Source organism: Methylobacterium tarhaniae (genome assembly GCF_001043955.1).
Classification (GTDB): domain Bacteria; phylum Pseudomonadota; class Alphaproteobacteria; order Rhizobiales; family Beijerinckiaceae; genus Methylobacterium; species Methylobacterium tarhaniae.
In genome coordinates this window covers 1-19,872 of record NZ_LABZ01000101.1, presented here as the reverse complement: position 1 = coordinate 19,872, position 19,872 = coordinate 1, and the positions used below count along the sequence as shown (strand labels likewise).

Annotated in this window: 19 protein-coding genes and 1 pseudogene; 10 read left to right on the top strand and 10 right to left on the bottom strand. The window is 70.3% G+C overall.

Annotated elements, in window-relative coordinates; all coding sequences use genetic code 11:
- Positions 1 to 110: 110 nt before the first annotated feature.
- Together VQ03_RS14615 and VQ03_RS14610 are read right to left on the bottom strand one after the other, a co-directional pair.
- Entirely contained in the window at positions 111 to 2,375 is a 2,265-nt protein-coding gene (locus VQ03_RS14615; RefSeq protein ID WP_083468006.1) for an amylo-alpha-1,6-glucosidase, read from the bottom strand.
- Positions 2,376 to 2,670: 295 nt separating this feature from the next.
- A complete protein-coding gene (locus VQ03_RS14610) occupies positions 2,671 to 3,804 on the bottom strand; it encodes a glycosyltransferase family 4 protein (protein ID WP_048451617.1) in 1,134 nt (377 codons plus the stop codon).
- 349 nt (positions 3,805 to 4,153) lie between these two features.
- Between VQ03_RS14610 and rpmI the strand changes: the two genes are divergently transcribed.
- The 8 genes from rpmI (at position 4,154) to VQ03_RS14570 (ending at position 12,724) form a co-directional block, all read left to right on the top strand.
- Positions 4,154 to 4,357 carry a 50S ribosomal protein L35 gene (gene rpmI, locus VQ03_RS14605; RefSeq protein WP_007561407.1) on the top strand — a complete coding sequence of 68 codons (204 nt, stop codon included), beginning with the start codon at positions 4,154 to 4,156 and terminating at the stop codon, positions 4,355 to 4,357.
- Positions 4,358 to 4,422: 65 nt separating this feature from the next.
- Positions 4,423 to 4,800 (top strand): 50S ribosomal protein L20, encoded by a 378-nt coding sequence (rplT, locus tag VQ03_RS14600; protein WP_048451616.1) that lies wholly within the window; start codon positions 4,423 to 4,425, stop codon positions 4,798 to 4,800.
- Between the two features lie 170 nt (positions 4,801 to 4,970).
- The gene (pheS, locus tag VQ03_RS14595) at positions 4,971 to 6,053 is read left to right on the top strand and encodes a phenylalanine--tRNA ligase subunit alpha (protein WP_048451615.1); all 1,083 of its coding nucleotides are present in this window, start codon (positions 4,971 to 4,973) and stop codon (positions 6,051 to 6,053) included.
- A 37-nt stretch (positions 6,054 to 6,090) separates the two neighbouring features.
- The gene (locus VQ03_RS14590) at positions 6,091 to 6,405 is read left to right on the top strand and encodes a hypothetical protein (RefSeq protein WP_048451614.1); all 315 of its coding nucleotides are present in this window, start codon (positions 6,091 to 6,093) and stop codon (positions 6,403 to 6,405) included.
- 8 nt (positions 6,406 to 6,413) lie between these two features.
- Complete coding sequence (locus tag VQ03_RS14585; RefSeq protein WP_157064113.1) at positions 6,414 to 6,890, top strand: hypothetical protein; 477 nt, start codon at positions 6,414 to 6,416, stop codon at positions 6,888 to 6,890.
- A gap of 18 nt (positions 6,891 to 6,908) precedes the next feature.
- On the top strand, positions 6,909 to 9,332 hold the full coding sequence (pheT, locus tag VQ03_RS14580) for a phenylalanine--tRNA ligase subunit beta (RefSeq protein WP_048451612.1): 2,424 nt from the start codon (positions 6,909 to 6,911) through the stop codon (positions 9,330 to 9,332).
- Positions 9,333 to 9,391: 59 nt separating this feature from the next.
- Positions 9,392 to 10,312 (top strand): YecA family protein, encoded by a 921-nt coding sequence (locus tag VQ03_RS14575; RefSeq protein ID WP_048451611.1) that lies wholly within the window; start codon positions 9,392 to 9,394, stop codon positions 10,310 to 10,312.
- A 426-nt stretch (positions 10,313 to 10,738) separates the two neighbouring features.
- Positions 10,739 to 12,724, top strand: coding sequence for a methyl-accepting chemotaxis protein (locus VQ03_RS14570; protein WP_245292087.1), 1,986 nt, complete (start codon positions 10,739 to 10,741; stop codon positions 12,722 to 12,724).
- 24 nt (positions 12,725 to 12,748) lie between these two features.
- On the opposite strand, the gene VQ03_RS14565 is transcribed toward VQ03_RS14570, so the two are convergent.
- Positions 12,749 to 13,528, bottom strand: a complete 780-nt coding sequence (locus VQ03_RS14565; protein WP_048451640.1) for a HesA/MoeB/ThiF family protein — start codon at positions 13,526 to 13,528, stop codon at positions 12,749 to 12,751.
- Positions 13,529 to 13,641: 113 nt separating this feature from the next.
- Here VQ03_RS14565 and dapE point away from each other — a divergent pair, with 113 nt between their 5' ends.
- Both dapE and VQ03_RS14555 read left to right on the top strand, forming a co-directional pair.
- A complete protein-coding gene (gene dapE, locus VQ03_RS14560) occupies positions 13,642 to 14,838 on the top strand; it encodes a succinyl-diaminopimelate desuccinylase (RefSeq protein WP_048451609.1) in 1,197 nt (398 codons plus the stop codon).
- Positions 14,839 to 14,891: 53 nt separating this feature from the next.
- Positions 14,892 to 15,461 carry a hypothetical protein gene (locus VQ03_RS14555; RefSeq protein ID WP_048451608.1) on the top strand — a complete coding sequence of 190 codons (570 nt, stop codon included), beginning with the start codon at positions 14,892 to 14,894 and terminating at the stop codon, positions 15,459 to 15,461.
- A 28-nt stretch (positions 15,462 to 15,489) separates the two neighbouring features.
- Here the strand turns inward: VQ03_RS14555 and VQ03_RS14550 are convergent, their stop codons facing one another.
- The 7 genes and pseudogenes from VQ03_RS14550 to VQ03_RS14520 all read right to left on the bottom strand — a co-directional run.
- Entirely contained in the window at positions 15,490 to 16,044 is a 555-nt protein-coding gene (locus VQ03_RS14550; RefSeq protein ID WP_245292089.1) for a coiled-coil domain-containing protein, read from the bottom strand.
- A gap of 27 nt (positions 16,045 to 16,071) precedes the next feature.
- Positions 16,072 to 16,824 (bottom strand): tRNA pseudouridine(38-40) synthase TruA, encoded by a 753-nt coding sequence (gene truA, locus VQ03_RS14545; RefSeq protein ID WP_048451606.1) that lies wholly within the window; start codon positions 16,822 to 16,824, stop codon positions 16,072 to 16,074.
- Positions 16,824 to 17,756 (bottom strand): methionyl-tRNA formyltransferase, encoded by a 933-nt coding sequence (gene fmt / locus VQ03_RS14540; protein ID WP_048451605.1) that lies wholly within the window; start codon positions 17,754 to 17,756, stop codon positions 16,824 to 16,826. The genes truA and fmt overlap by 1 nt, the downstream gene beginning before the upstream one ends.
- Position 17,757: 1 nt before the next feature.
- Positions 17,758 to 18,273, bottom strand: coding sequence for a peptide deformylase (def, locus tag VQ03_RS14535; protein WP_048451604.1), 516 nt, complete (start codon positions 18,271 to 18,273; stop codon positions 17,758 to 17,760).
- Between the two features lie 102 nt (positions 18,274 to 18,375).
- Entirely contained in the window at positions 18,376 to 18,981 is a 606-nt protein-coding gene (gene recR / locus VQ03_RS14530; RefSeq protein WP_048432067.1) for a recombination mediator RecR, read from the bottom strand.
- Between the two features lie 115 nt (positions 18,982 to 19,096).
- The gene (locus VQ03_RS14525) at positions 19,097 to 19,417 is read right to left on the bottom strand and encodes a YbaB/EbfC family nucleoid-associated protein (protein WP_048451603.1); all 321 of its coding nucleotides are present in this window, start codon (positions 19,415 to 19,417) and stop codon (positions 19,097 to 19,099) included.
- Between the two features lie 66 nt (positions 19,418 to 19,483).
- A pseudogene (locus tag VQ03_RS14520) lies at positions 19,484 to 19,872 on the bottom strand (DNA polymerase III subunit gamma/tau); the annotation flags it as partial.

Genomic DNA, 19,872 nt, shown 5'->3' with positions numbered 1-19,872 from the left:
CCCCTCCGTGCGGAGCAGGTAGAGGATCACGGAGCGCTCCGGGCGCGGGCTTCACCGAAACCCGCGCGGGGAGCATCGAAGGGCCGGGCATGTCCCGGCCCATCGCTTGCCTACTTCAGCAGCACGACCTGCGCGTCGCCGGTCCGGCGCACCACGTTGACGGTGACGTCGCTGCCGTGGCGGTGGATCAGCAGGTCGACGTGGCTGTCACCGAGCTTCAGGTTGCGGATCAGCACGTCGTCGAGGAAGGCCGGCAGGATCGGATCGCGGAAGCGGATCCGGTTGCGGTCGTGGCGCAGTTCGAGCCCGAGGCAGGCGGCCAGGAACGCGAAGGGCGCCGCCGCCGCCCAGGCCTGCGGGCTGCACGCCACCGGGTAATTGGTCGGGCCGCGCTGCTTGCGCTGGATGAAGCCGCAGAACAGCTCCGGCAGCCGTCGCCCCTCCTGGTAGAGCGAGGCGCCGTGCTGGCCCTCGAACACCCGCGCGGCCTCCGCCTTCAGGCCGTAGCGGGCGAGCCCGAGCGCGATCAGGGCGTTGTCGTGCGGCCAGATCGAGCCGTTGTGGTACGACATCGGGTTGTAGCGCGCCTCGCCGCTGGCGATCGTGCGCACGCCCCAGCCGTTGAACCCGTCCTTCGACATCAGCGCCGCGGCGACGCTCTCGGCCCGCTCCGGATAGGCGATGCCGGTGAACAGCGCGTGCCCGGCATTGGAGGAGCGCACGGCACAAGGCCGCTTCTGGCCGTCGAGGGCGATGGCGTAGGTGCCGATCTCGGGCAGATAGAACTTCTCGTCGAAGGCCTGGCGCAGCCGCTCGGCCTCGTCCTTCAGGCGGTCAGAGAGCCTCTCGTCGCCCATGAGCGCGGCGAGCTTCGAGGCGCCCTTCTTGGCGGCGTAGACGTAGCCCTGCACCTCGCACAGCGCGATCGGCCCCTGCGCCATCCGGCCGTCGGCGTGGAAGATCGAATCGTGGCTGTCCTTCCAACCCTGGTTGGCCAGGCCCTTCTCGGTCTCGCGGGCATATTCGACGAAGCCGTCGCCGTCCCGGTCGCCGTACTCGTCGATCCAGTTGAGCGCCGCCAGGAGGTTCGGCCAGATCGCCTTGATGGTCGCTAGGTCGCCGGTCTGCTCGTAGTATTGACCGGCCAGCATCACGAAGAGCGGCGTGGCGTCGATCGTGCCGTAATAGAGGCGGAACGGCACCTCGCCGAGGATCGCCATCTCGCCGTTGCGGGTCTCGTGCAGGACCTTGCCGGGCTGGGCGTCGGCGGCGGGATCGACGGTGGTCGCCTGCGTCGCCGCGAGATGGCGCAGGACGCCCTTGGCGATCTCGGGATCGATCCACAGCGTCATCATGGCGGTGATGATGCCGTCGCGGCCGAACACCGTGCTGTACCAGGGGATGCCCGCATAGGGGTAGACGCCGTTCGGCGTGCGGCTGAGCAGCATGTAGAGGTCGGCCGTCGAGCGGCAGGCGGCCTCGTTGAACTGGTCGTTCGAGCTCTCGATGGTGGTGATGTTGGCGGTGGCCTTGCGCAGGTCGCGGCGCGCGTCGCGATAGGCGAGGGCGAAGGTCATGCCCTCGCCCTTCGAGTGGCCGTCCTCGCGGCGCGGGCTCGGATAGGCCGCGTGGGTGAAGGGGAGGGCGCTGCCGACCACCGCCGCACCGTCGCGGCCGTGATCGACCGTGTCGCAGATCGCCCGCACGAAGATCGAGGCCCGCCCGCCGGGGGCGAGCTTCACCTCGAACTCGGCCTTGTGCGCTTCGAGCCGGGCCGGCTTGGGGCCGAAGCGCAGGCGGGTGGTGCGCAGGCGCCGGTCGAGCCCGTCGTAGCGATAGGTCACCTCGTTCTCGGCCGTCACCTCGACGCTGCGCTTGCCGCGACGGGCCCGGTCGCTGCCGCGCACCTCGAACAAATCGCGAAAGTCGGCGTCGAAGCTCAAGCTGACGCGCAGGTGGCGCGGCTTGGTGTCGTAGTTGCGCAGGCCGATGCGGTCGTAGCAGGTGCCGCGGAAGAGGAATTTCGTTCGCTCGAGCGCGATGATCTCGCGCGGGATGCTGGTTTCGTCGCCGGCGTCCAACCGGATGTCCGGCGTCGTCAGGTCGACCGAGAGGGCGCCGTTGTCGTCCTGCACCACCGAGCCGAGCAGCATCGGCCGCTGGCCCTCGACGGTCAGCTCCAGGCGCGACAGGAAGCGGGTATCCTGGAAATACAGGCCCTCGGGGCCCGGGAAGACGCCGATATCGCCGTAGCTGTCGAGCACCGCGAAGGCATCGCCGTGCTTGAGCGAGCGCAACTGGCGCTCCACGAGGGAGGTCTGGGCCTCGATGTGGTATTGCGGCAGCGTCTCGTCGTCGGGGGCGGTCGCGACCATCGGCACGGCTTCACTCCTGGGGCATTCGCTCCGCGAGGTGTCGCGGGGCAAGGCGTCACGGGATCGGGGCGGGATCTCGGGGCTCCGAACGGGGCGTCCGGGCGGCAGCGGGGCGGGACCCGCGGCGATTCGCGGGTTGGCGTCCCACGCTAGAGCGAATGTGGGCCATCGTGCGGCGGGTGCCAGGGGGCGCCACGATCGAGCAGGCTCGGATTTTGGGCAGGTGCCATGCAAAGAGAAGGCCCGGCCCCCTCACGGGGACCGGGCCTGCCAGCCGTCAGACCGTTGAAGCGGATCAGACCGCCCGGAGGACCGGGCGCACCGCGGCGCCGTTGGCCGCACCGTTGAGGGCGGCAGGGGCGCCGATGGTCAAGCCCGGGATCTTGATCGCGTCGAGATCGCCGGCGAGCAGAGACTCGTAGGCCGCGACGTAGGAGCGGGCCATGACGCTCGCGGTGAAGCGGGTCTCGAAGTAGCGGCGCACGCCCTCGCGGCTCATCGCCTTGCAGGTCTCGACCGCCGCGACGGCCTCCTCCATCGACTCGACCACGACGCCCGAGACGCCGTCCTTGATGACCTCCGGCACGGAGCCGTTGCGCCACGCGATCACCGGGGTGCCGGCCGACATCGCCTCGATCATCACCAGGCCGAAGGGCTCCGGCCAGTCGATCGGGAAGGCGAGCGCCAGGGCGTTGCCGAGGAACTCGTGCTTCTGGTCCTCGTTGATCTCGCCGATATACTCGACCAGCGGGTGATGGGTCATCGGCTCGATGACCTCGTCCCAGTATTCCTGGTCGGCCTTGTCGACCTTGGCGGCGATCTTCAGCTTGACGCCCGAGGCCTTGGCGATCTCGATCGCACGGTCGGGGCGCTTCTCCGGCGAGATGCGGCCGAGGAAGGCGAGGTAGCCGCCATCCTTGGGCTTCGCCGAGAAGCGGCAATTCTCCGCCGGCAGCCCGTGATGGATGGTCTGGAGCCAGTTGGCGTTCTCGGGCATCGGCCCGCGCTGGTGGTCGGAGATCGACACCAGGGGCATGCCCGTGAAGGTGCGGTAGACCGGCATGAAGTCCGGCACGTCGAGCCGCCCGTGCAGGGTGGTGACGCATTTGTGGTTCAGGTCCTCGAACAGCGGGTACTGCAGGAGGTCGATGTGGAAGTGGATGACGTCGAACTCGTCCGCGCGCCGGCGCAGGTGGTACAGCATGGCGAGGTGGCTGGCGACATGGTCGCGGATGCCGGCGAGGCGCAGGCCCTCCGGGCAGCAGGCGACCAGCTTGGCGCTCGTCTCCGAGTCGCCGCTCGCGAACAGCGTGACGTCATGGCCCTGCCGGACCAGCTCCTCGGTCAGCCAGGAGACGACACGCTCGGTGCCGCCGTAGAACTTCGGCGGAACGGCCTCCGCGAGAGGGGCTACCTGGGCAATGCGCACGACGGATTCTCCTGAGACGCCCAACGATGGCGGGTCACGTTGGCGGGACTTAAGCAGGATGGGGCCTGAGCGGGACATGAACGAAACCGCGCACCCGAGCTTATGGTTCCGGTGCGGCGCACAACGCCAGCGCGAGGGCCCGGTCGTTCCCGTGTCACACAGGAACGCGCCGCCCGACGATGTGGCGATTGCGTGAAGCGCCTTGCCCTGCTATAGCGCGCCCCTCGCCGAACCGCCCGGCCGTGAGGGCTGCCGTGGCGGTTCGTGTCGCTCCACACCTTCGATCGAGCGCGATCGTCGGGGCCCGCCCGTGGCGGATCCCCGGTGGAGTTCGCGTCAGGAGAGCAAAATGCCCAAGCTGAAGACCAAGTCGGGCGCCAAGAAGCGCTTCAAGATCACCGGGACCGGCAAGGTCATGTACGCCCAGGCCGGCAAGCGCCACGGCATGATCAAGCGGACCACGAAGCAGATCCGCAACCTGCGCGGCACGACCACCCTGTTCGAGGGCGACGCCGCCAACGTGAAGAAGTACTTCCTGCCGAACGCCCGGTAAGAACCGGCTTCGACCAGAAGACGCTTCGTCCCGAATCTGTTTCGTAGAACCCCCAGGAGATCACCATGGCCCGCGTCAAGCGCGGCGTGACCAGCCACGCCAAGCACAAGAAGGTTTTCAAGGCCGCCAAGGGCTATTACGGCCGGCGCAAGAACACGATCCGGATCGCCAAGCAGGCGGTCGAGAAGGGCATGCAATATGCCTACCGCGATCGTAAGAACAAGAAGCGCAACTTCCGCGCCCTGTGGATCCAGCGCATCAACGCCGCCGTCCGCCCGCACGGCCTGACCTATTCGCGCTTCATCGACGGCCTGGCCAAGGCCGGCGTGCAGGTCGACCGCAAGGCGCTCTCCGAGCTCGCCATCCACGAGCCGGCGGCCTTCGTCGCCGTGGTCGAGACGGCGAAGTCCGCCCTGCCGGCCGAGCTCGTCAAGGCGGCTTGAAGCCGGTCCGTCGGGCCCGCCCCCTCACGCGGGTCCGATCCATCGAGACGGCACCATCACGGCCCGCCCGCGCGGGCCGTTTTGCGTTGCGGCGGCCCTTTCCCGCGCCCCGGGTTGACGGGGCGGGGCGGGGCGTTGCAGGGCATCCGCGAGCCCCGATTGAGCAGACCATGACCGATCTCACCAGCCTCGAAACCGATCTCCTCGCCCAGGTCGCCGGCGCCGCCGACGAGGCGGCGCTCGACGGCGTGCGCGTCGCGGCCCTCGGCAAGAAGGGCGCCGTCTCCGAGCTGCTGAAGACCTTAGGCAGCATGAGCCCCGAGGCGCGCAAGGAGCAGGGGCCCCTGATCAACGGCCTGCGCGACCGGGTCCAGGGCGCAATCCAGGCGCGGCGCGACACCCTGGCGGAAGCGGCGCTGACGGCGCGCCTCGCCGCCGAGCGCATCGACGTGACCCTCCCGGTGCGCGAGGGACCGGAGACGCGCGGGCGCATCCACCCGATCACCCAGGTGATGGACGAGATCACGGCGATCTTCGGCGATATGGGCTTCTCGATCGCGGAAGGCCCGGATGTCGAGACCGACGAGCTGAACTTCACCGCGCTCAACTTCCCCGAGGGCCATCCGGCCCGGGAGATGCACGACACCTTCTTCCTGCGGCCCGACCGGGACGGGAAGCGCAAGCTCCTGCGCACCCACACCTCGCCGGTGCAGGTGCGCACGATGCGCAGCGTGCAGCCGCCGATCCGTGTGATCTGCCCCGGCCGCACCTACCGGCACGATTCCGACCAGACCCACACCCCGATGTTCCACCAGGTCGAGGGCCTGGTGATCGACAGACAGGCGAACATCTCGCACCTGAAGTGGATCCTGGAGGAGTTCTGCAAGGCCTTCTTCGAGGTCGACAGCGTGAAGATGCGTTTCCGGCCGTCGTTCTTCCCCTTCACCGAGCCCTCGGCCGAGGTCGACATCCAGTGCTCGCGCAAAGGCGGCGAGATCCGCTTCGGCGACGGCGACGACTGGCTCGAGATCCTCGGCTGCGGCATGGTCCACCCGAACGTGCTGCGCAATTGCGGCCTCGACCCGGACGCCGTGCAGGGCTTCGCCTGGGGAATGGGCATCGACCGGATCGCGATGCTCAAATACGGCATGCCGGACCTGCGCCCGTTCTTCGAGGCGGATGTCCGCTGGCTCGAGCATTACGGCTTCCGGCCCCTCGACATCCCGAGCCTGGTCGGCGGCCTGACCGGCTGAGGTCTGCCCGGAGACGACCCGTCCTGAGAGGCGCACCATGACCGAGAGCGAGATCCTGGCGATCACCGACGAGGTCCTCACGCAGTACCTCGCCGCCTCCGGCTACGAGCGTGCCGAACTGCGCGCCGGCTACAACCACGCCGACGAGCCGTCGTTGTTCGTCACCGCCCATTTCATGCCCGAATCGGGCTTGCCTGGGGGGGGCGAAGTCAATGCCGCACACGCGGCGCTCCGGATGGCTCTGTGGGGCAAGGGGGAGGAGCGCTTCCCTTATCTCGATTTTCGATTTCCCGGCGACGAAATCTTGGGCGACGAGGAAGAAGATTATTGGGACGAGGAAGAGAACGCCTGATGCCACGCTTGGGCAACCCCCTCGTCTACGATCTTATCGACGTTGCCGCGGCGCTGGTCGAGCAGCGTGGGCGCCGCAATCTGGAGAAGGCAGCGATGCGGCGTGCCGTCAGCAGCGCCTACTACGCTGTCTTTCACGGTCTCTGCTTCGTCTGCACTCGCGCGCTCGGCCTGTGGCGGCGCGACGCATCGGTGACGGAATCGATCTACCGGCTGCTCGATCACGGTCAGGTCAAGCGTCGGCTGTCCGGGCGCGAGGCGGCCGAGCTGGGTTCGGTGATTGCCGGCATCGGGACCGCCTTTGCCGACCTGCAGGAGCGCCGACACCGGGCGGATTACAGCCCGCCGAATCTGGAGGTCAGCCGCGACGTGACCCGAACCGTGATCGCCCGCGCCCGCAAGACCATCTTCGACCTCGAATCCCTCGACGACGACCAGTGCCGCCGCCTGGCCGTCCTTCTCATCACCAAGGCCCGGCTCGCCTGAGCCGAGAGGTTTAGCCCTATGAAATTCACCCTCTCCTGGCTCAAGGACCACCTCGACACCGACGCCTCCCTCGACGTGATCGTCGAGACGCTGACCCGCATCGGCCTGGAGGTCGAGCGCGTCGAGGACAAGGCGGCGGATCTCTCGGCCTACCGCATCGCCGCGGTGCTCACCGCCGAGCAGCACCCCAATGCCGACCGCCTGCGGGTCTGCACCGTCGAGACCGGCGAGGGCGCGCCCGTGCAGGTGGTCTGCGGCGCGCCGAATGCGCGGGCCGGCATGAGGACGGTGTTCGCACCGCCCGGCACCTACGTGCCGGGCAAGAACATCACCCTGTCGGTGGGCGTGATCCGCGGTGTCGAGAGCCGGGGCATGCTGTGCTCGGGGTCCGAGCTCGGCCTGTCGGACGACCATGACGGCATCCTCGATCTGCCCGCCGAGGCGCCGGTCGGCCAGCCCTACGCGGCCTTCGCCGGCCTCGACGACCCGGTGATCGAGATCAATCTGACGCCGAACCGGCCCGACTGCACCGGCATCCACGGCATCGCCCGCGACCTCGCGGCGGCCGGCATCGGTACCCTGCGGCACGGGCAGCTCGCGCCCGTGCGGGGGGAGGGGGCCTGCCCGGTCTCCGTCACCCGCGACTTCGCCCCCGAGGACGCGCATCTCTGCCCGCTCTTCGGCTTGCGGCTGGTGCGCGGCGTGACGAACGGGCCCTCGCCCGAATGGATGCGCCGGCGCCTGACTGCCATCGGCCTGCGGCCGATCAATGCGCTCGTCGACATCACCAACTACGTCACCTTCGACCGCGGCCGGCCGCTCCACGTCTTCGACGCCGCCAAGGTGAAGGGCAACCTCACGGTGCGGCGCGCCCGCGACGGCGAGGAGATCGTGGCCCTGGACGGGCGGACCTATCGGCTCGACGACGGCGCGATCGTGATCGCGGACGAGAACGGCGTCGAGTCGATCGCCGGCATCATGGGCGGCGAGCATTCGGGCTGCGACGAGGGCACGACCGACGTGCTGATCGAATCGGCCCTGTGGGATCCGCTGACCATCGCCCGCACCGGGCGCCGCCTCGGCATCGTGACCGATGCCCGCTACCGCTTCGAGCGCGGGGTCGACCCGGCCTTCGCGCTGCCGGGCCTCGACTTGGCGACCAAGCTGGTGCTGGACCTCTGCGGCGGCACCCCGAGCGAGGCGACCGTATCGGGCGAGGTGCCGGATACCGACCGCATCATCGACTTCCCCTGGACCGAGGTGCGCCGGCTGTCGGGCCTCGACCTGCCGCGGCCCGAGATGAAGGTGACGCTCGAAGCCCTCGGCTTCCACGTCGCCGGCTCGGGCGACCGGGCGAAGGTGCTCTCCCCGTCCTGGCGCCCCGACGTCGAGGGCAAGGCCGACCTCGTCGAGGAAATCGTGCGCATCGCCGGCCTCGACCGGATCGAGCCGAAGCCCCTGCCGCGGATCGAGGCGACCGTCATCCGTCCGGTGCTGACGGTGATGCAGAAGCGCACCCGGCAGGCCAAGCGCGAATTCGCGGCGCGGGGCCTCGTCGAGGCGGTGACGTGGTCGTTCATCGCGCATGCCGACGCGACGCTGTTCGGCGGCGGCAAGCCGGAGCTGGCGCTCGCCAACCCGATCGCCGCCGACCTCTCGGACATGCGCCCGAGCCTGGTGCCGGGCCTCGCCCGCGCCGCGCAGCGCAACGCCGACCGCGGCACCAGCGACGTCGCCCTGTTCGAGGTCGGGCAGTGCTTCGCCTCCGACCAGCCCGAAGGCCAGACCATCAAGGCAACGGCGCTCCGCCGCGGTTCCGCCCGCCACGGCGGCTCCGGCCGGCACTGGGACGGCGCGGCCCGTCCGGTCGACGCCTTCGAGGCCAAGGCCGACGCGCTCGCCCTGCTCACGGCCCTCGGCGTGCCGACCGGCGGGCTCCAGGTCGTGGCCGGCGGGCCGGACTGGCTGCATCCCGGCCGCTCCGGCACGCTCCAGTTCGGGCCCCGCAACCAGGTCGGGTTCTTCGGCGAACTGCACCCGCGGGTGCTCAAGGCCCTCGACATCAAGGGCCCGGTGGTGGTCTGCGAGATCACCCTCGACGCCCTGCCGCTGCCGAAGCACCGGCCGACCAAGATGAAGCCGGCCGCCAGCCTGCCGGACTTCCAGCCGCTCACCCGCGACTTCGCCTTCGTGGTCTCCCGCAGCGTGGCGGCGGGCGACATCCTGAAGGCGGCGCAGGCTGCGGAGCGCAACCTCGTGACAAGCATCGAGGTATTCGACGTCTACGAGGGCACCGGCATCGGGGAGGACCAGAAGTCCGTCGCCGTGGCGGTGCGGCTCCAGCCGACCGACCGCACCCTCACCGATGCCGAGATCGAGGCGGTGAGCCAGAAGATCGTCGCCGAGGTGACGCGCAAGACCGGCGCGACCCTGCGGGGTTGATCGAGAACGGTTCGGCGGCGCTTCGTGCGCCGCCGGCGGGAACGGGCGAGGAGGCGGGCATGGCGGATACCGATCTGGTCAGGGAACTCTCGGCGGCGACCTACCTGCCCGAGGAGGCCTTGGAACGGGCGCTGGCGGCACCGGACTCGATTGCCGAACCGGTCCTCGAGATCCTCGGCCGGGCCGCCGACGGGGAGGGCGAGGGCCTGACCGAGCCCGAGCGGACCCTGCTGTTCTGGGGCATTCACGTCCTCGCCTCGGCCCGGGACACCCGCATCCATGCAGTCCTGCTGCGCCTCCTGCGCCGCGACGACGCGATCTCGGCGGCGCTCGGCGAGGATTACCCCAATACCCTCGCGGCCCTCGTCGCCGGCAGCTTCGACGGCGATGGCGACCGGCTGCTCGCCGCCATCGCCGGCGAGGCTCCCGTCGGCCTCGCGCGGATGCAGCTCCTCCACGCTCTCGCGCTGCTCACAGCGGACGGACGCATCGACCGCGAGGCGACGAAGGCGTTCCTCGTGCGCTTCGACGACGAGCGCCTCGCCCCGCCCGAGGCCGAGGAGGTCTGGCAGGGCTGGGAGGATGCGATCTCGCTTCTCGGCTTCGAGGACCTCGTTCCCCGCCTGAAGGCGGCGCGCAAGGACGGCCGCAACGCCGGCAGCGTCGTCGGCTGGGAGACGGTGCAGGAGACCCTGAAGGAAGCGCGCCTGCGGCCGAAGAGCCGCGAGCGGTTCGACGACCTGCTGATCGACTACCTCGACGACCTGATCGGGGCGCTCGGTCACACCAGGGAGGGCGCCTACGACCACCTGCCCGACCTCGACGAGGACGGCATCCCGATCCCCGAGCGCAACCCCTACCGCGATGTCGGCCGCAACGATCCATGCCCCTGCGGCAGCGGCAAGAAGTTCAAGAAGTGCTGCCTCGACAAGGTCGAGCAGGGCCTGCCCGCCCTGCCGCCGCTGCCGCCGCTCCGCTGACGACCGTGCCGGCGGCGGACGACCACCGGCTCCGCTCGCGACGCGTCGCCGAGGTCCTGGCGCGGCCTGTCGACGCTTTCGATGGTTCCATCGCCGGTGGAGCGATCGGCTCCGCCGGCGCCATCGCGCCCGCTGCGTTCCCGCGTTTCGTTGGGTTAGAGTTTACTCACAAAGCCGAAAAATGAGGCATGTGCACGTCTCGGCGCATCTATGACGGCCCAGGTGACACGCGCCTTCGTCATGCACCCGCGCCGGGATTGTTTGTTTGTATTGACACGCCAAGGCGCTTTCTTGTCAGTCTATCTCGATAAGAAAAAATTCCAGACCCTGGCTAAGATGGAATGATTCACGAAAACTTCTGAAACGTGTCGTAAGGTCGGCTCCACGTAACACTGGGAGTCGGCGAGCAATCCGATGCGAATCCAAATGCGTGCGCGCTTGTACGGCGGTTTCACGCTCCTGGCGATCCTGGCAGCCGTGATGGGCGGGTTCGCCTACCGGCAGACCGACAGCCTCGACGCAACGTTCCGGTACAAGTCACAACTCGAGCGGGCGGCTCGCGAGCTTTACAGCCTGAACGGCCTGACGGACCGCTTCATGGCCCATAGCCTGAAGTTCCGGACGGCGCCGACGCCCGAGGCGGCCACCGGCATGCAGTCGAGCCTGGCGGACGTGACCCAGCTCGCCGAGGGCCTCGTGCAACGGGCCTTGTCCGAGGAGCGGCGCTCGCTCTATGCCAGCCTGAGCGACCAGTCGAACCGTCTCGCCGCGGATCTGCCGAAGCTGATCGCGCTCGGCACCCAGATCCGCGAGAACAAGGCCGGCGTCTATACTTCGGGCGACGACCTCACCAAGGCCTCCGGCGCGCTCATCGCGCAGCTCCGGTCCGGTGGCGACGACGCGATCCTGGCGCAGGCGGTGGAGATCGAGCGGACCCTGCTGCTGTTCCGCGTCATGAACTGGCGCTTCCTGGCGACCACCGACCCGAAGACCCGCGCGCTCTCGGCGGCGAATTTCACCAGCGCCGAAGGCACGATCGCGAAGCTGAAGGCGCTGAACCTGTCTCCGGCGCAACGGCGGGACCTCGGCACCGTCGAGGAAGTCCTGCATCGTCTCAACCGGCACATCACGGCGGCGGCCTCCGCGATGCTCGAGAGCGAGGCGCTGTACGAGCAGAGCCTGAAGACCAAGGCGGAGGCGCTCGTCGCCTCGGGCGCGGAGGTCCGCGGCAAGCTGGATGCGGCGCTCCAGGAGATGACCGCCCGCAGCAGCGACACGATGAGATCGACGAAGCAGGTGCAGGTCGCGCTGCTGGCGCTCATCCTGGCGATCAGCGCCGCCCTGGCGGTCCTGATCGGCCGCAGCATCACCCGTCCCATCTCCGGCATGACCCGGGCGATGAGCCGCCTGGCGGCGGGCGAGACCGCCGTGGCGGTGCCGTCGCAGGACGCCACCGACGAGATGGGCGAGATGGCCCGCGCCGTGGAGGTCTTCCGCCGGAACGCGGTGGAGCGCATCGCCCTGGAGGCCGACCGCGACGCGCAAGCCTCCGCCCGCCAGCGCCGCGCCGACCGGGTCGACGCGCTGATCAATGCCTTCCAGCAGCGGGTCGCCGGCTCGCTCGAGATCGTCACCTCCGCCGCCTCCGAGCTCGATGCGACCGCCCGCTCGATGACCCAGGTCGCCGACGGCACCAACGCCCAGGCGGTCGCGTCCAGCGCCGCCGCCGAGGAGACCTCGGCCAATGTCCAGACCTTCGCGGCGGCGGCGGAGGAGATGGTGGCCTCGCTCCGCGAGATCGAGCGCCAGGTGGTCCATTCGCGGGAGGTCGCCGGCCACGCCGCGCACGAGGCCGACGCCACCAACGCCGCCATGGCGAGCCTCGGCAGCGCCGCGACCCAGATCGGCGCCGCCGTCACCACGATCTCGGCCATCGCCAGCCAGACCAACCTGCTCGCGCTCAACGCCACCATCGAGGCGGCGCGCGCCGGCGATGCCGGCCGCGGCTTCGCGGTGGTGGCGGCGGAAGTGAAGGAGCTCGCCAGCCAGACCGCCAGGGCGACCGAGGAGATCGGCGGGCAGATCACGGCGATCCAGGCCGCCACCGATCAGGCGAGCACCGCCATCCGGCAGATCAGCGGCACGATCGCGGCGCTGAACGAGATCAGCGGCGCCATCGCGGCGACGGTGGTGGAGCAGACGGCGGCGACGGCGGAGATCTCCCGCAATGCGAACGAGGCGGCCCGCGGCACCCAGGACGTCTCGTCGAGCGTCGCCCGCGTGCTGTCGCTGGCGGACGAGACCGGCGGCGCGGCCTCCCAGGTGCTCGCCGCCGCTGCCGACCTCGCGACGCAGTCCCTGACCGTCAAGCGGGAGGTCGACGGCTTCCTGGGCGAGATCCGGGCGGCCTGACGCGCAATCCCGAGCGGGGCGGCCCTACCGGTCCGTCCCGCTCAGGGGATTGCCCGGGTCCCAGGCATAGGACAACGTCTCGAAGCGCAGGGACCGGGCATCGACCATCAGCAGGCGGCCGACCAGCGGCTCGCCGAAGTCCGCGATCGCGCGGATCACCTCCAGGGCCATCAGCGAGCCCATCAGGCCGGCAAGTGCCCCGAGCACCCCGGCCTCGGCGCAGGTCGGGACCGAGCCGGCCGGCGGCGGGCTCGGGAAGAGGCAGCGATAGGTCGGGTTCGGCCGCCCGTCCGGCCCGGTCTCATGGGCCCGGATCGTGGTGAGCGAGCCGTCGAACTGCCCGAGCGCCGCGGTCACCAGGGGTCGGCGGGCACGGTAGCAGGCATCCGAGACGGCGTAGCGGGTGGAAAAGTTGTCCGAGCCGTCGGCGACGAGGTCGTAGCGAGCGACCAGGTCTTCGGCGTTCTCCGGCGTCAGCCGGGTCGCGTGGGTCTCGATCCGGACGTTCGGGTTGAGCCGGGCGACCGCCTCGGCGGCGCTCTCGACCTTCGATCTCCCGATATCGGGCGTGCCGTGGATCACCTGGCGCTGCAGGTTCGAGAGCGAGACCGTGTCGTCGTCGACGATGCCGATCGTGCCGATCCCGGCCGCCGCGAGGTACTGGATCAACGGCGCCCCGAGGCCGCCGGCGCCGATCACCAGCACCCGCGCCGCCTTGAGGCGGACCTGGCCGGGGCCGCCGACCTCCCGCAGCACGATGTGGCGGGCATAGCGTTCGATCTCGTCGGGGCTGAGCGCGGTCATCCGGCACAGGTAAGCGAGACGCCCGTCGCGGGGAAGACCTTCGACGGCGGCGGTTCTCATCCGCGCGGATCGGCGCTACGGCTCGCGGCAACCGACCCCTCGACCTCTCGCGGATGCGCCCTGTGACCGACGCCCATTCCCCCCTCGCTCTGGCCCAGGGGCTGATCCGTTGCCCCTCCGTGACGCCGCAGGAGGGCGGAGCGCTCGCCTATCTCGCCGGGATCCTCGCCCAGGCGGGATTCTCCGTCGAGCGCCCGGTCTTCTCGGAGCCCGGGACGCCGGATGTCGAGAACCTCTACGCCCGCATCGGCGAGGGGCCGTGCCTGCTGCTGGCCGGCCATACCGACGTGGTGCCGCCGGGGGACGCCTCGGCCTGGCGCCACGCCCCGTTCGCCGGTGCGGTCGAGGGCGGGGAGCTGTACGGGCGCGGCGCCGTCGACATGAAGGGCGGGATCGCCTGCATGCTGGCGGCGGTGCTCGCCTTCCTCGACCGGCGCGGGCCGGATTTCGGCGGTGCCATCGCCTTCCTGGTCACCGGCGACGAGGAGGGGCCGGCGGTGAACGGCACGGTCAAGCTCCTCGACTGGGCGCGCGCGAGGGGAGAGCGGTTCAGCCATTGCCTGCTCGGCGAGCCTACGAACCCGGACACCCTCGGCGAGATGATCAAGATCGGCCGGCGCGGCTCGCTCACCGCCAGCCTGACCGTGCACGGGGTGCAGGGCCACGTCGCCTATCCGCACCGGGCCGAGAACCCGATCCCGGGTCTCCTGCGCCTCGCCCAAGGCCTGCTCGCCGAGCCGCTCGACGGCGGCACGGCGCATTTCGACGCCTCGAACCTCGAATTCACCACGATGGATGTCGGCAATCCGTCGACCAACGTGATCCCGGCCGAGGCGCGGGCGACCTTCAACATCCGCTTCAACGATCTCTGGACGCCCGAGACCCTGGCCGCGGAGCTGGAGCGGCGTCTGGCCGCTGCCGCCGGCAACACGGTGCGCTACAGCCTCGACGTGCGCCCGACCAACTCGGTCGCCTTCCTGACCGCGCCCGACGCCTTCGTCGAGCGGGTCGCGGACGCGATCGAGGCCGAGACCGGCCGCCGGCCGGCGCTCTCGACCACCGGCGGTACCTCGGATGCGCGCTTCATCAAGGATGCCTGCCCGGTGATCGAGTTCGGCCTCGTCGGCCGGACGATGCACCAGGTCGACGAGCGGGTGGCCGTCGCGGATCTCGACCGGCTTGCGGCGATCGTCGGCCGGGTGCTCGACGCGTATTTCCCCGCGGACGATGCGACGCCGCGTCAGGCTTGACCGACATTAGACGAAAGTTGAATCTGGTGGCCTCGACTCCCGAGAGGCCGCCGATGTTCGTGAGCGCTGACGACGTGACCCGCTCCTTGCGCGGCACCGCCGGGCTGATCGGGCGCCGGCCGGACGCGCTGCGCCACTTCGACGTGAGCGAGCGCGGCTTCTGGCGCTCCTTCGGGGCGATCTGGCTCACCGCCCCGGCGGTCACGGTGGCGCTCGCCCTGGAGCGCGGGGCCGGCACGTCGCCGTTCCAGCTCGACCACGTCACCGTGGCGGTGATCGCCGGGCTGGTGGCGGGCTTCCTCGCCGTGCCGCTGGCGATGATCGCGGTCCTGCGCCGCCTCGGCCGCACCCGGGCCTACGTGCCCTTCGTGGTCGTGACCAACTGGTGCCTGGCTGCGGGCCTCGCCGCCCTGGCGCTGCCGGGCGGCCTGCTGCTCCTCGGCCTCGCCACGCCGGGCCTCGCGGCGCTCGAGGCGAGCGCCTTCCTGGTGGTGACGCTGTGGCTGCACGCCCGCGCCGCCCGGGTGATCCTTTGCCTGCCAGCTCCGGCCGCGGTGCTGGTCACGCTCGCCTGTTTCGGGCTGATCGTCGGCTTGGCCGGCGGGGCGCATGCGCTGGTGTGAGCCATCGCCGGAGAGGCCGCACCGGCCTTCAATGTCCGGCGGGCGGCAAGTAGCGGATCGCCGCGATCAGGATCCCGACGGCGGCCGCGACCAAGGCGCCGAGCTTCACGGTCATCCGTTGCTCGAGGACCTTTATCTCGGCCCGGCTCACGGCCAAGCCGAGATCGAGCTTGTGGGCGAGGTCCGTGATCTTTCCTTCAAGGCGAATCTCGGTTTCTCGCAAGTCCGTCCTCAGCACTGATACGCTATCCCGCAGCTCCGTCTTGAGATTGGCTTCGCTCTCACGAAGGTCCGACTTCAGTGCGGCTTCGCTCTCACGAAGATCCGACTTCAGCGCGGCTTCGCTTTCGCGAAGGTCCGCCTTCAGCGTCAAGACGCTGTCTCGCAGGTCCGCCTTGGTGGCAAGCTGCGCCAGATCCGAGTCGCGCCCGTCCTTCAGCGCGCCCGTGATCGCTTCAGCCTGATCCTCCGACAAGCCGGACGCCTTGAGCCGGCGGACCAGGGCATAGGTGTCGAAGGCGACGGCGGTCATGGTCGGCAGCTTCGCTCCAGCATCGCCATCGATGTCAGAAACGCCCGGCACCGACAAGCGCGCCTCAGTGACGCTAGGTCACCCCAGTTCCGCCGGATAATCCACCCCGATCAGCGTCAGCCCGCCCGAGGGCGCGAGCGGACCGCAGCGGGTGCGGTCGCGGGAATCGAGCACGTCGCGCACGCCCTGCGGCGTCAGCCGGCCGCCGCCGGCGAGCATCAGGGTGCCGACCATGCCGCGGACCTGATGGTGCAGGAACGAGCGCGCGGCGGTGACGACGACGATCTCCTCGGCCTCCCGCGCCACGTCGAGCCGGTCGAGGGTGCGCACCGGGCTGTTGGCCTGGCACTCCGCCGCCCGGAAGGCGGAGAAGTCGTGCCGGCCGAGCATCAGTTGCGCCGCCTCGTGCATGAGGGCGGCGTCGAGCGCCCAGGGCACGTGCCAGACGAAGCCGCGGGTCAGGGCCGGTGGGGAGCGGCGGTTGAGGATGCGGTAGCGGTAATGGCGCTTGATCGCCGAGTGGCGGGCATCGAAATCCGGGCTCGCTTCGGCGGCCGAGATCACCGCCACCGGCTCCGGCCGCAGATGGGCGTTGGCGGCGTCGCGCACGGTGTCGGTGCGCCACGGCTTGTCGAGGTCGAGATGGACGACCTGATGGGTGGCATGCACCCCCGCATCGGTTCGGCCGGCGCAGTGGACCCGCACCGGCCCGCCGACGAAGCGGGCGATCGCCTCCTCCAGCGCCTGCTGCACCGAGCGGTCGGCGGCCTGGCGCTGCCAGCCGGCGAAGGCGGTGCCGTCATACTCGACGACGAGCTTGTAGCGGGGCATCAGGCGAGGCGGGTGCCCGGCTCGAGCCGCCGGCCGCGGGCGAAATCCTCGAACGGCATCGCGCCCTTGCCGGCGGGCTGCACGGTGACGAGCCGCAACGCGCCCTCGCCGCAGGCGACCGTGCCGGCGGCATCGAGCAGAGTCCCGGCCTCGCCCGACCCGTCGGCGCAGCGGGTGCGCAGCACCTTCACCCGCTCCGGCCCGCGGCCGAGATCGGCCATGAGGTAGGCGCCGGGGAAGGGCGACAGGCCGCGGACCCGGTCGTGCACCGTCGTCGCCGGCTGCGACCAGTCGAGCCGCGCCTCCTCGTTGGTGATCTTGTGGGCGTAGGCGACGCCCTCGGCCGCCTGCGGCCGGAACTGCAGGTTGCCGCGTTCGAGCGCGCCGAGCGCCCGCGCCATCAGGTCGGCGCCGAGCGGCATCAGCCGGTCGTGCAGCTCGCCGGACGTCATGTCGGGGGTGATCCCCATCCGCTCGACCATGCCGACCGGGCCGGTATCGAGGCCGGGCTCCATCCGCATCACCGCCACGCCGGTCTCCGCGTCGCCCGCCATCACGGCGCGCTGGATCGGCGCGGCGCCGCGCCAGCGCGGCAGCAGCGAGGCGTGCAGGTTGAGGCAGCCGAGGGAGGGCGCGTCGAGGATCGCCTGCGGCAGGATCATCCCGTAGGCGACCACCACCGCGACATCGGCCTCGTGAGCGCGGAAGGTATCGGCCGCCTCCTCGGTGCGAAGCGTCGTCGGGGCCAGGACCGGGAGCCCGAACTTCTCCGCCAGCGCCTGGACCGGCGAGGGCCGGAGCGCCATGCCGCGGCCGGCGGGCGCCGGCGCACGAGTATAGACCGCCACGACCTCGTGGCCGCCGCCGACGATCTCGGCGAGCGTCGGCACCGCGAAATCCGGGGTGCCCATGAAGACGACCTTGAGGGGCATCTTACGCCGCTTCGCGCTTGGCCGCCTTGGCGAACTTCTTCATCACCCGGTCGCGCTTGAGCTTCGACAGGTGGTCGATGAACAGGACGCCGTTGAGATGGTCGATCTCGTGCTGGAGGCAGGTGGCGAGGAGCCCGTCGGCCTCCTGCTCCACGGTCTCGCCGTCGAGGGTGCGGAAGCGCACCCGCACCCGGTCGGGGCGGATCACCTCGGCGTAGTAGTCGGGGATCGAGAGGCAGCCCTCCTCGTAGGGGCGGGTCTCCTCCGAGGTCCAGACGATCTCGGGATCGAGCAGCACCAGCGGCCGGCGCTCCTCCTTCTCCTTCGAGGTGTCGATGGTGACGATGCGCACCGGCTCGCCGATCTGGATGCCGGCGAGGCCGACGCCGGGGGCGTCGTACATCGTCTCCAGCATGTCGGCCGCGAGCTTCCGCACGTCGCCGGTGATCGTGCCGACCGGCGCCGAGATCTCGCGCAGGCGCGCGTCCGGCAGGATGACGAGGGGACGGATGCTCATTCTATGCCAGGCAGTCGGAGAACCGGGCGCCGAGAGGCGCCCGCAAGTGTCCGGGAGATAAGGATTCGTGCCTGCCGGGTCAAACCCGATGATGCGCGGCCGCTAAAAGGCGGTGCGTTGCCGGATCGCCGCCGAGAGGGTGCCCTCGTCGAGATAGTCGAGCTCGCCCCCGACCGGCACGCCGTGGGCGAGCCGCGTCACCTTGATCGGCAGGTGGGTGAGAAGCTCGGTGACGTAGTGGGCGGTGGTCTGGCCGTCGACCGTGGCGTTGAGCGCCAGGATCACCTCGCGCATCTCGGGGGCGCTCACCCGCTCGACCAGGCGGCCGAGATTCAGGTTCTCCGGCCGCACCCCGTCGAGGGCCGAGAGCACGCCGCCGAGCACGTGGTAGCGCGCCGTCACGGCGCCGGAGCGTTCGAGCGCCCAGAGGTCCGACACGTCCTCGACGACCACCAGCATCGACGGGTCGCGGCTCTGGTCGCGACAGATCGTGCAGGGATCCTGGGTGTCGACGTTGCCGCATTCGTGGCAGACCACGATCCGGTCGGCGGCGACCTTCATGGCATCGGCGAGCGGCGCCAGCAGCGTCTCGCGCTTCTTGATGAGCTGGAGGGCGGCCCGGCGGGCCGAGCGCGGCCCGAGGCCGGGCATGCGGGCCAGGAGCTGGATCAACCGCTCGATCTCCGGACCCGCGACGGCCTGGGGCATGGATGACTCGACTTTCGTGGTCTCGCCGGACGATCGAAGGAAATGGCGCGGGAACCCCTCTCCCGCGTGGGAGAGGGGGGAGTGCCCCTCTGAACGGACGACGTGAGGAGGGGGCCTAGAACGGCAGCTTCATGCCGGGCGGCAGCGGCAGGCCCTTCGTCAGCTCCTGCATCCGCTCCTGCGCCGCCCGCTCGGCCTTGGCCTTGGCATCGTTGAGCGCCGCGACGATCAGATCCTCCAGGATCTCCTTCTCGTCCGGCACCAGCAGCGAAGCGTCGAGGCTGAGGCCCTTCACGTCGCCCTTGGCGGTCATCGTCACCGAGACGGAGCCGCCGCCGGAGGCGCCGGTGACCTGGACGCCGTCGAGCTCGGACTGAAGGTCGGCCATCTTCTGCTGCATGGCCTGGGCCTGCTTCATCAGTCCCATGATGTCCATGGCGGCGTCCTCGCGGTGTGAGAGAGAAAATCGTCAAACGGATGTGGGGTGCCGGCGGGCCGCCGGCTACAGGTCGGGATCGTCGGAATCCGGCGGCGGGACGTCGCCGAGATCGGGAGGGTCGGGCGCCTTGTCGCGCACGTCGACGATCTGGGCGCCCGGAAAGTTCTTCAGCACCGCCTGCACCAGCGGATGGCTCGCCGCGCCCTGGTGGCGGCTCTGGACCGCGGCCTTGGCGCGGGCGTCGAGCGTCGCCTCGCCGTCCTCCTGCGACAGGGTGACGGCCCAGCGCCGGCCGGTCCAGGCGAGGAGGGCATTGCCGAGGTCGGTGGCCAGCGTCGGTCGGCCGCCCTCGGCGAGGCGGAACTCGATGCGGCCGTCCTCGAACCGCACCAGATGGACGTCGCGCTCCAGCGCCATCTTCAGGCCGATGTCGCGACGCTCGTCGGCGAGCG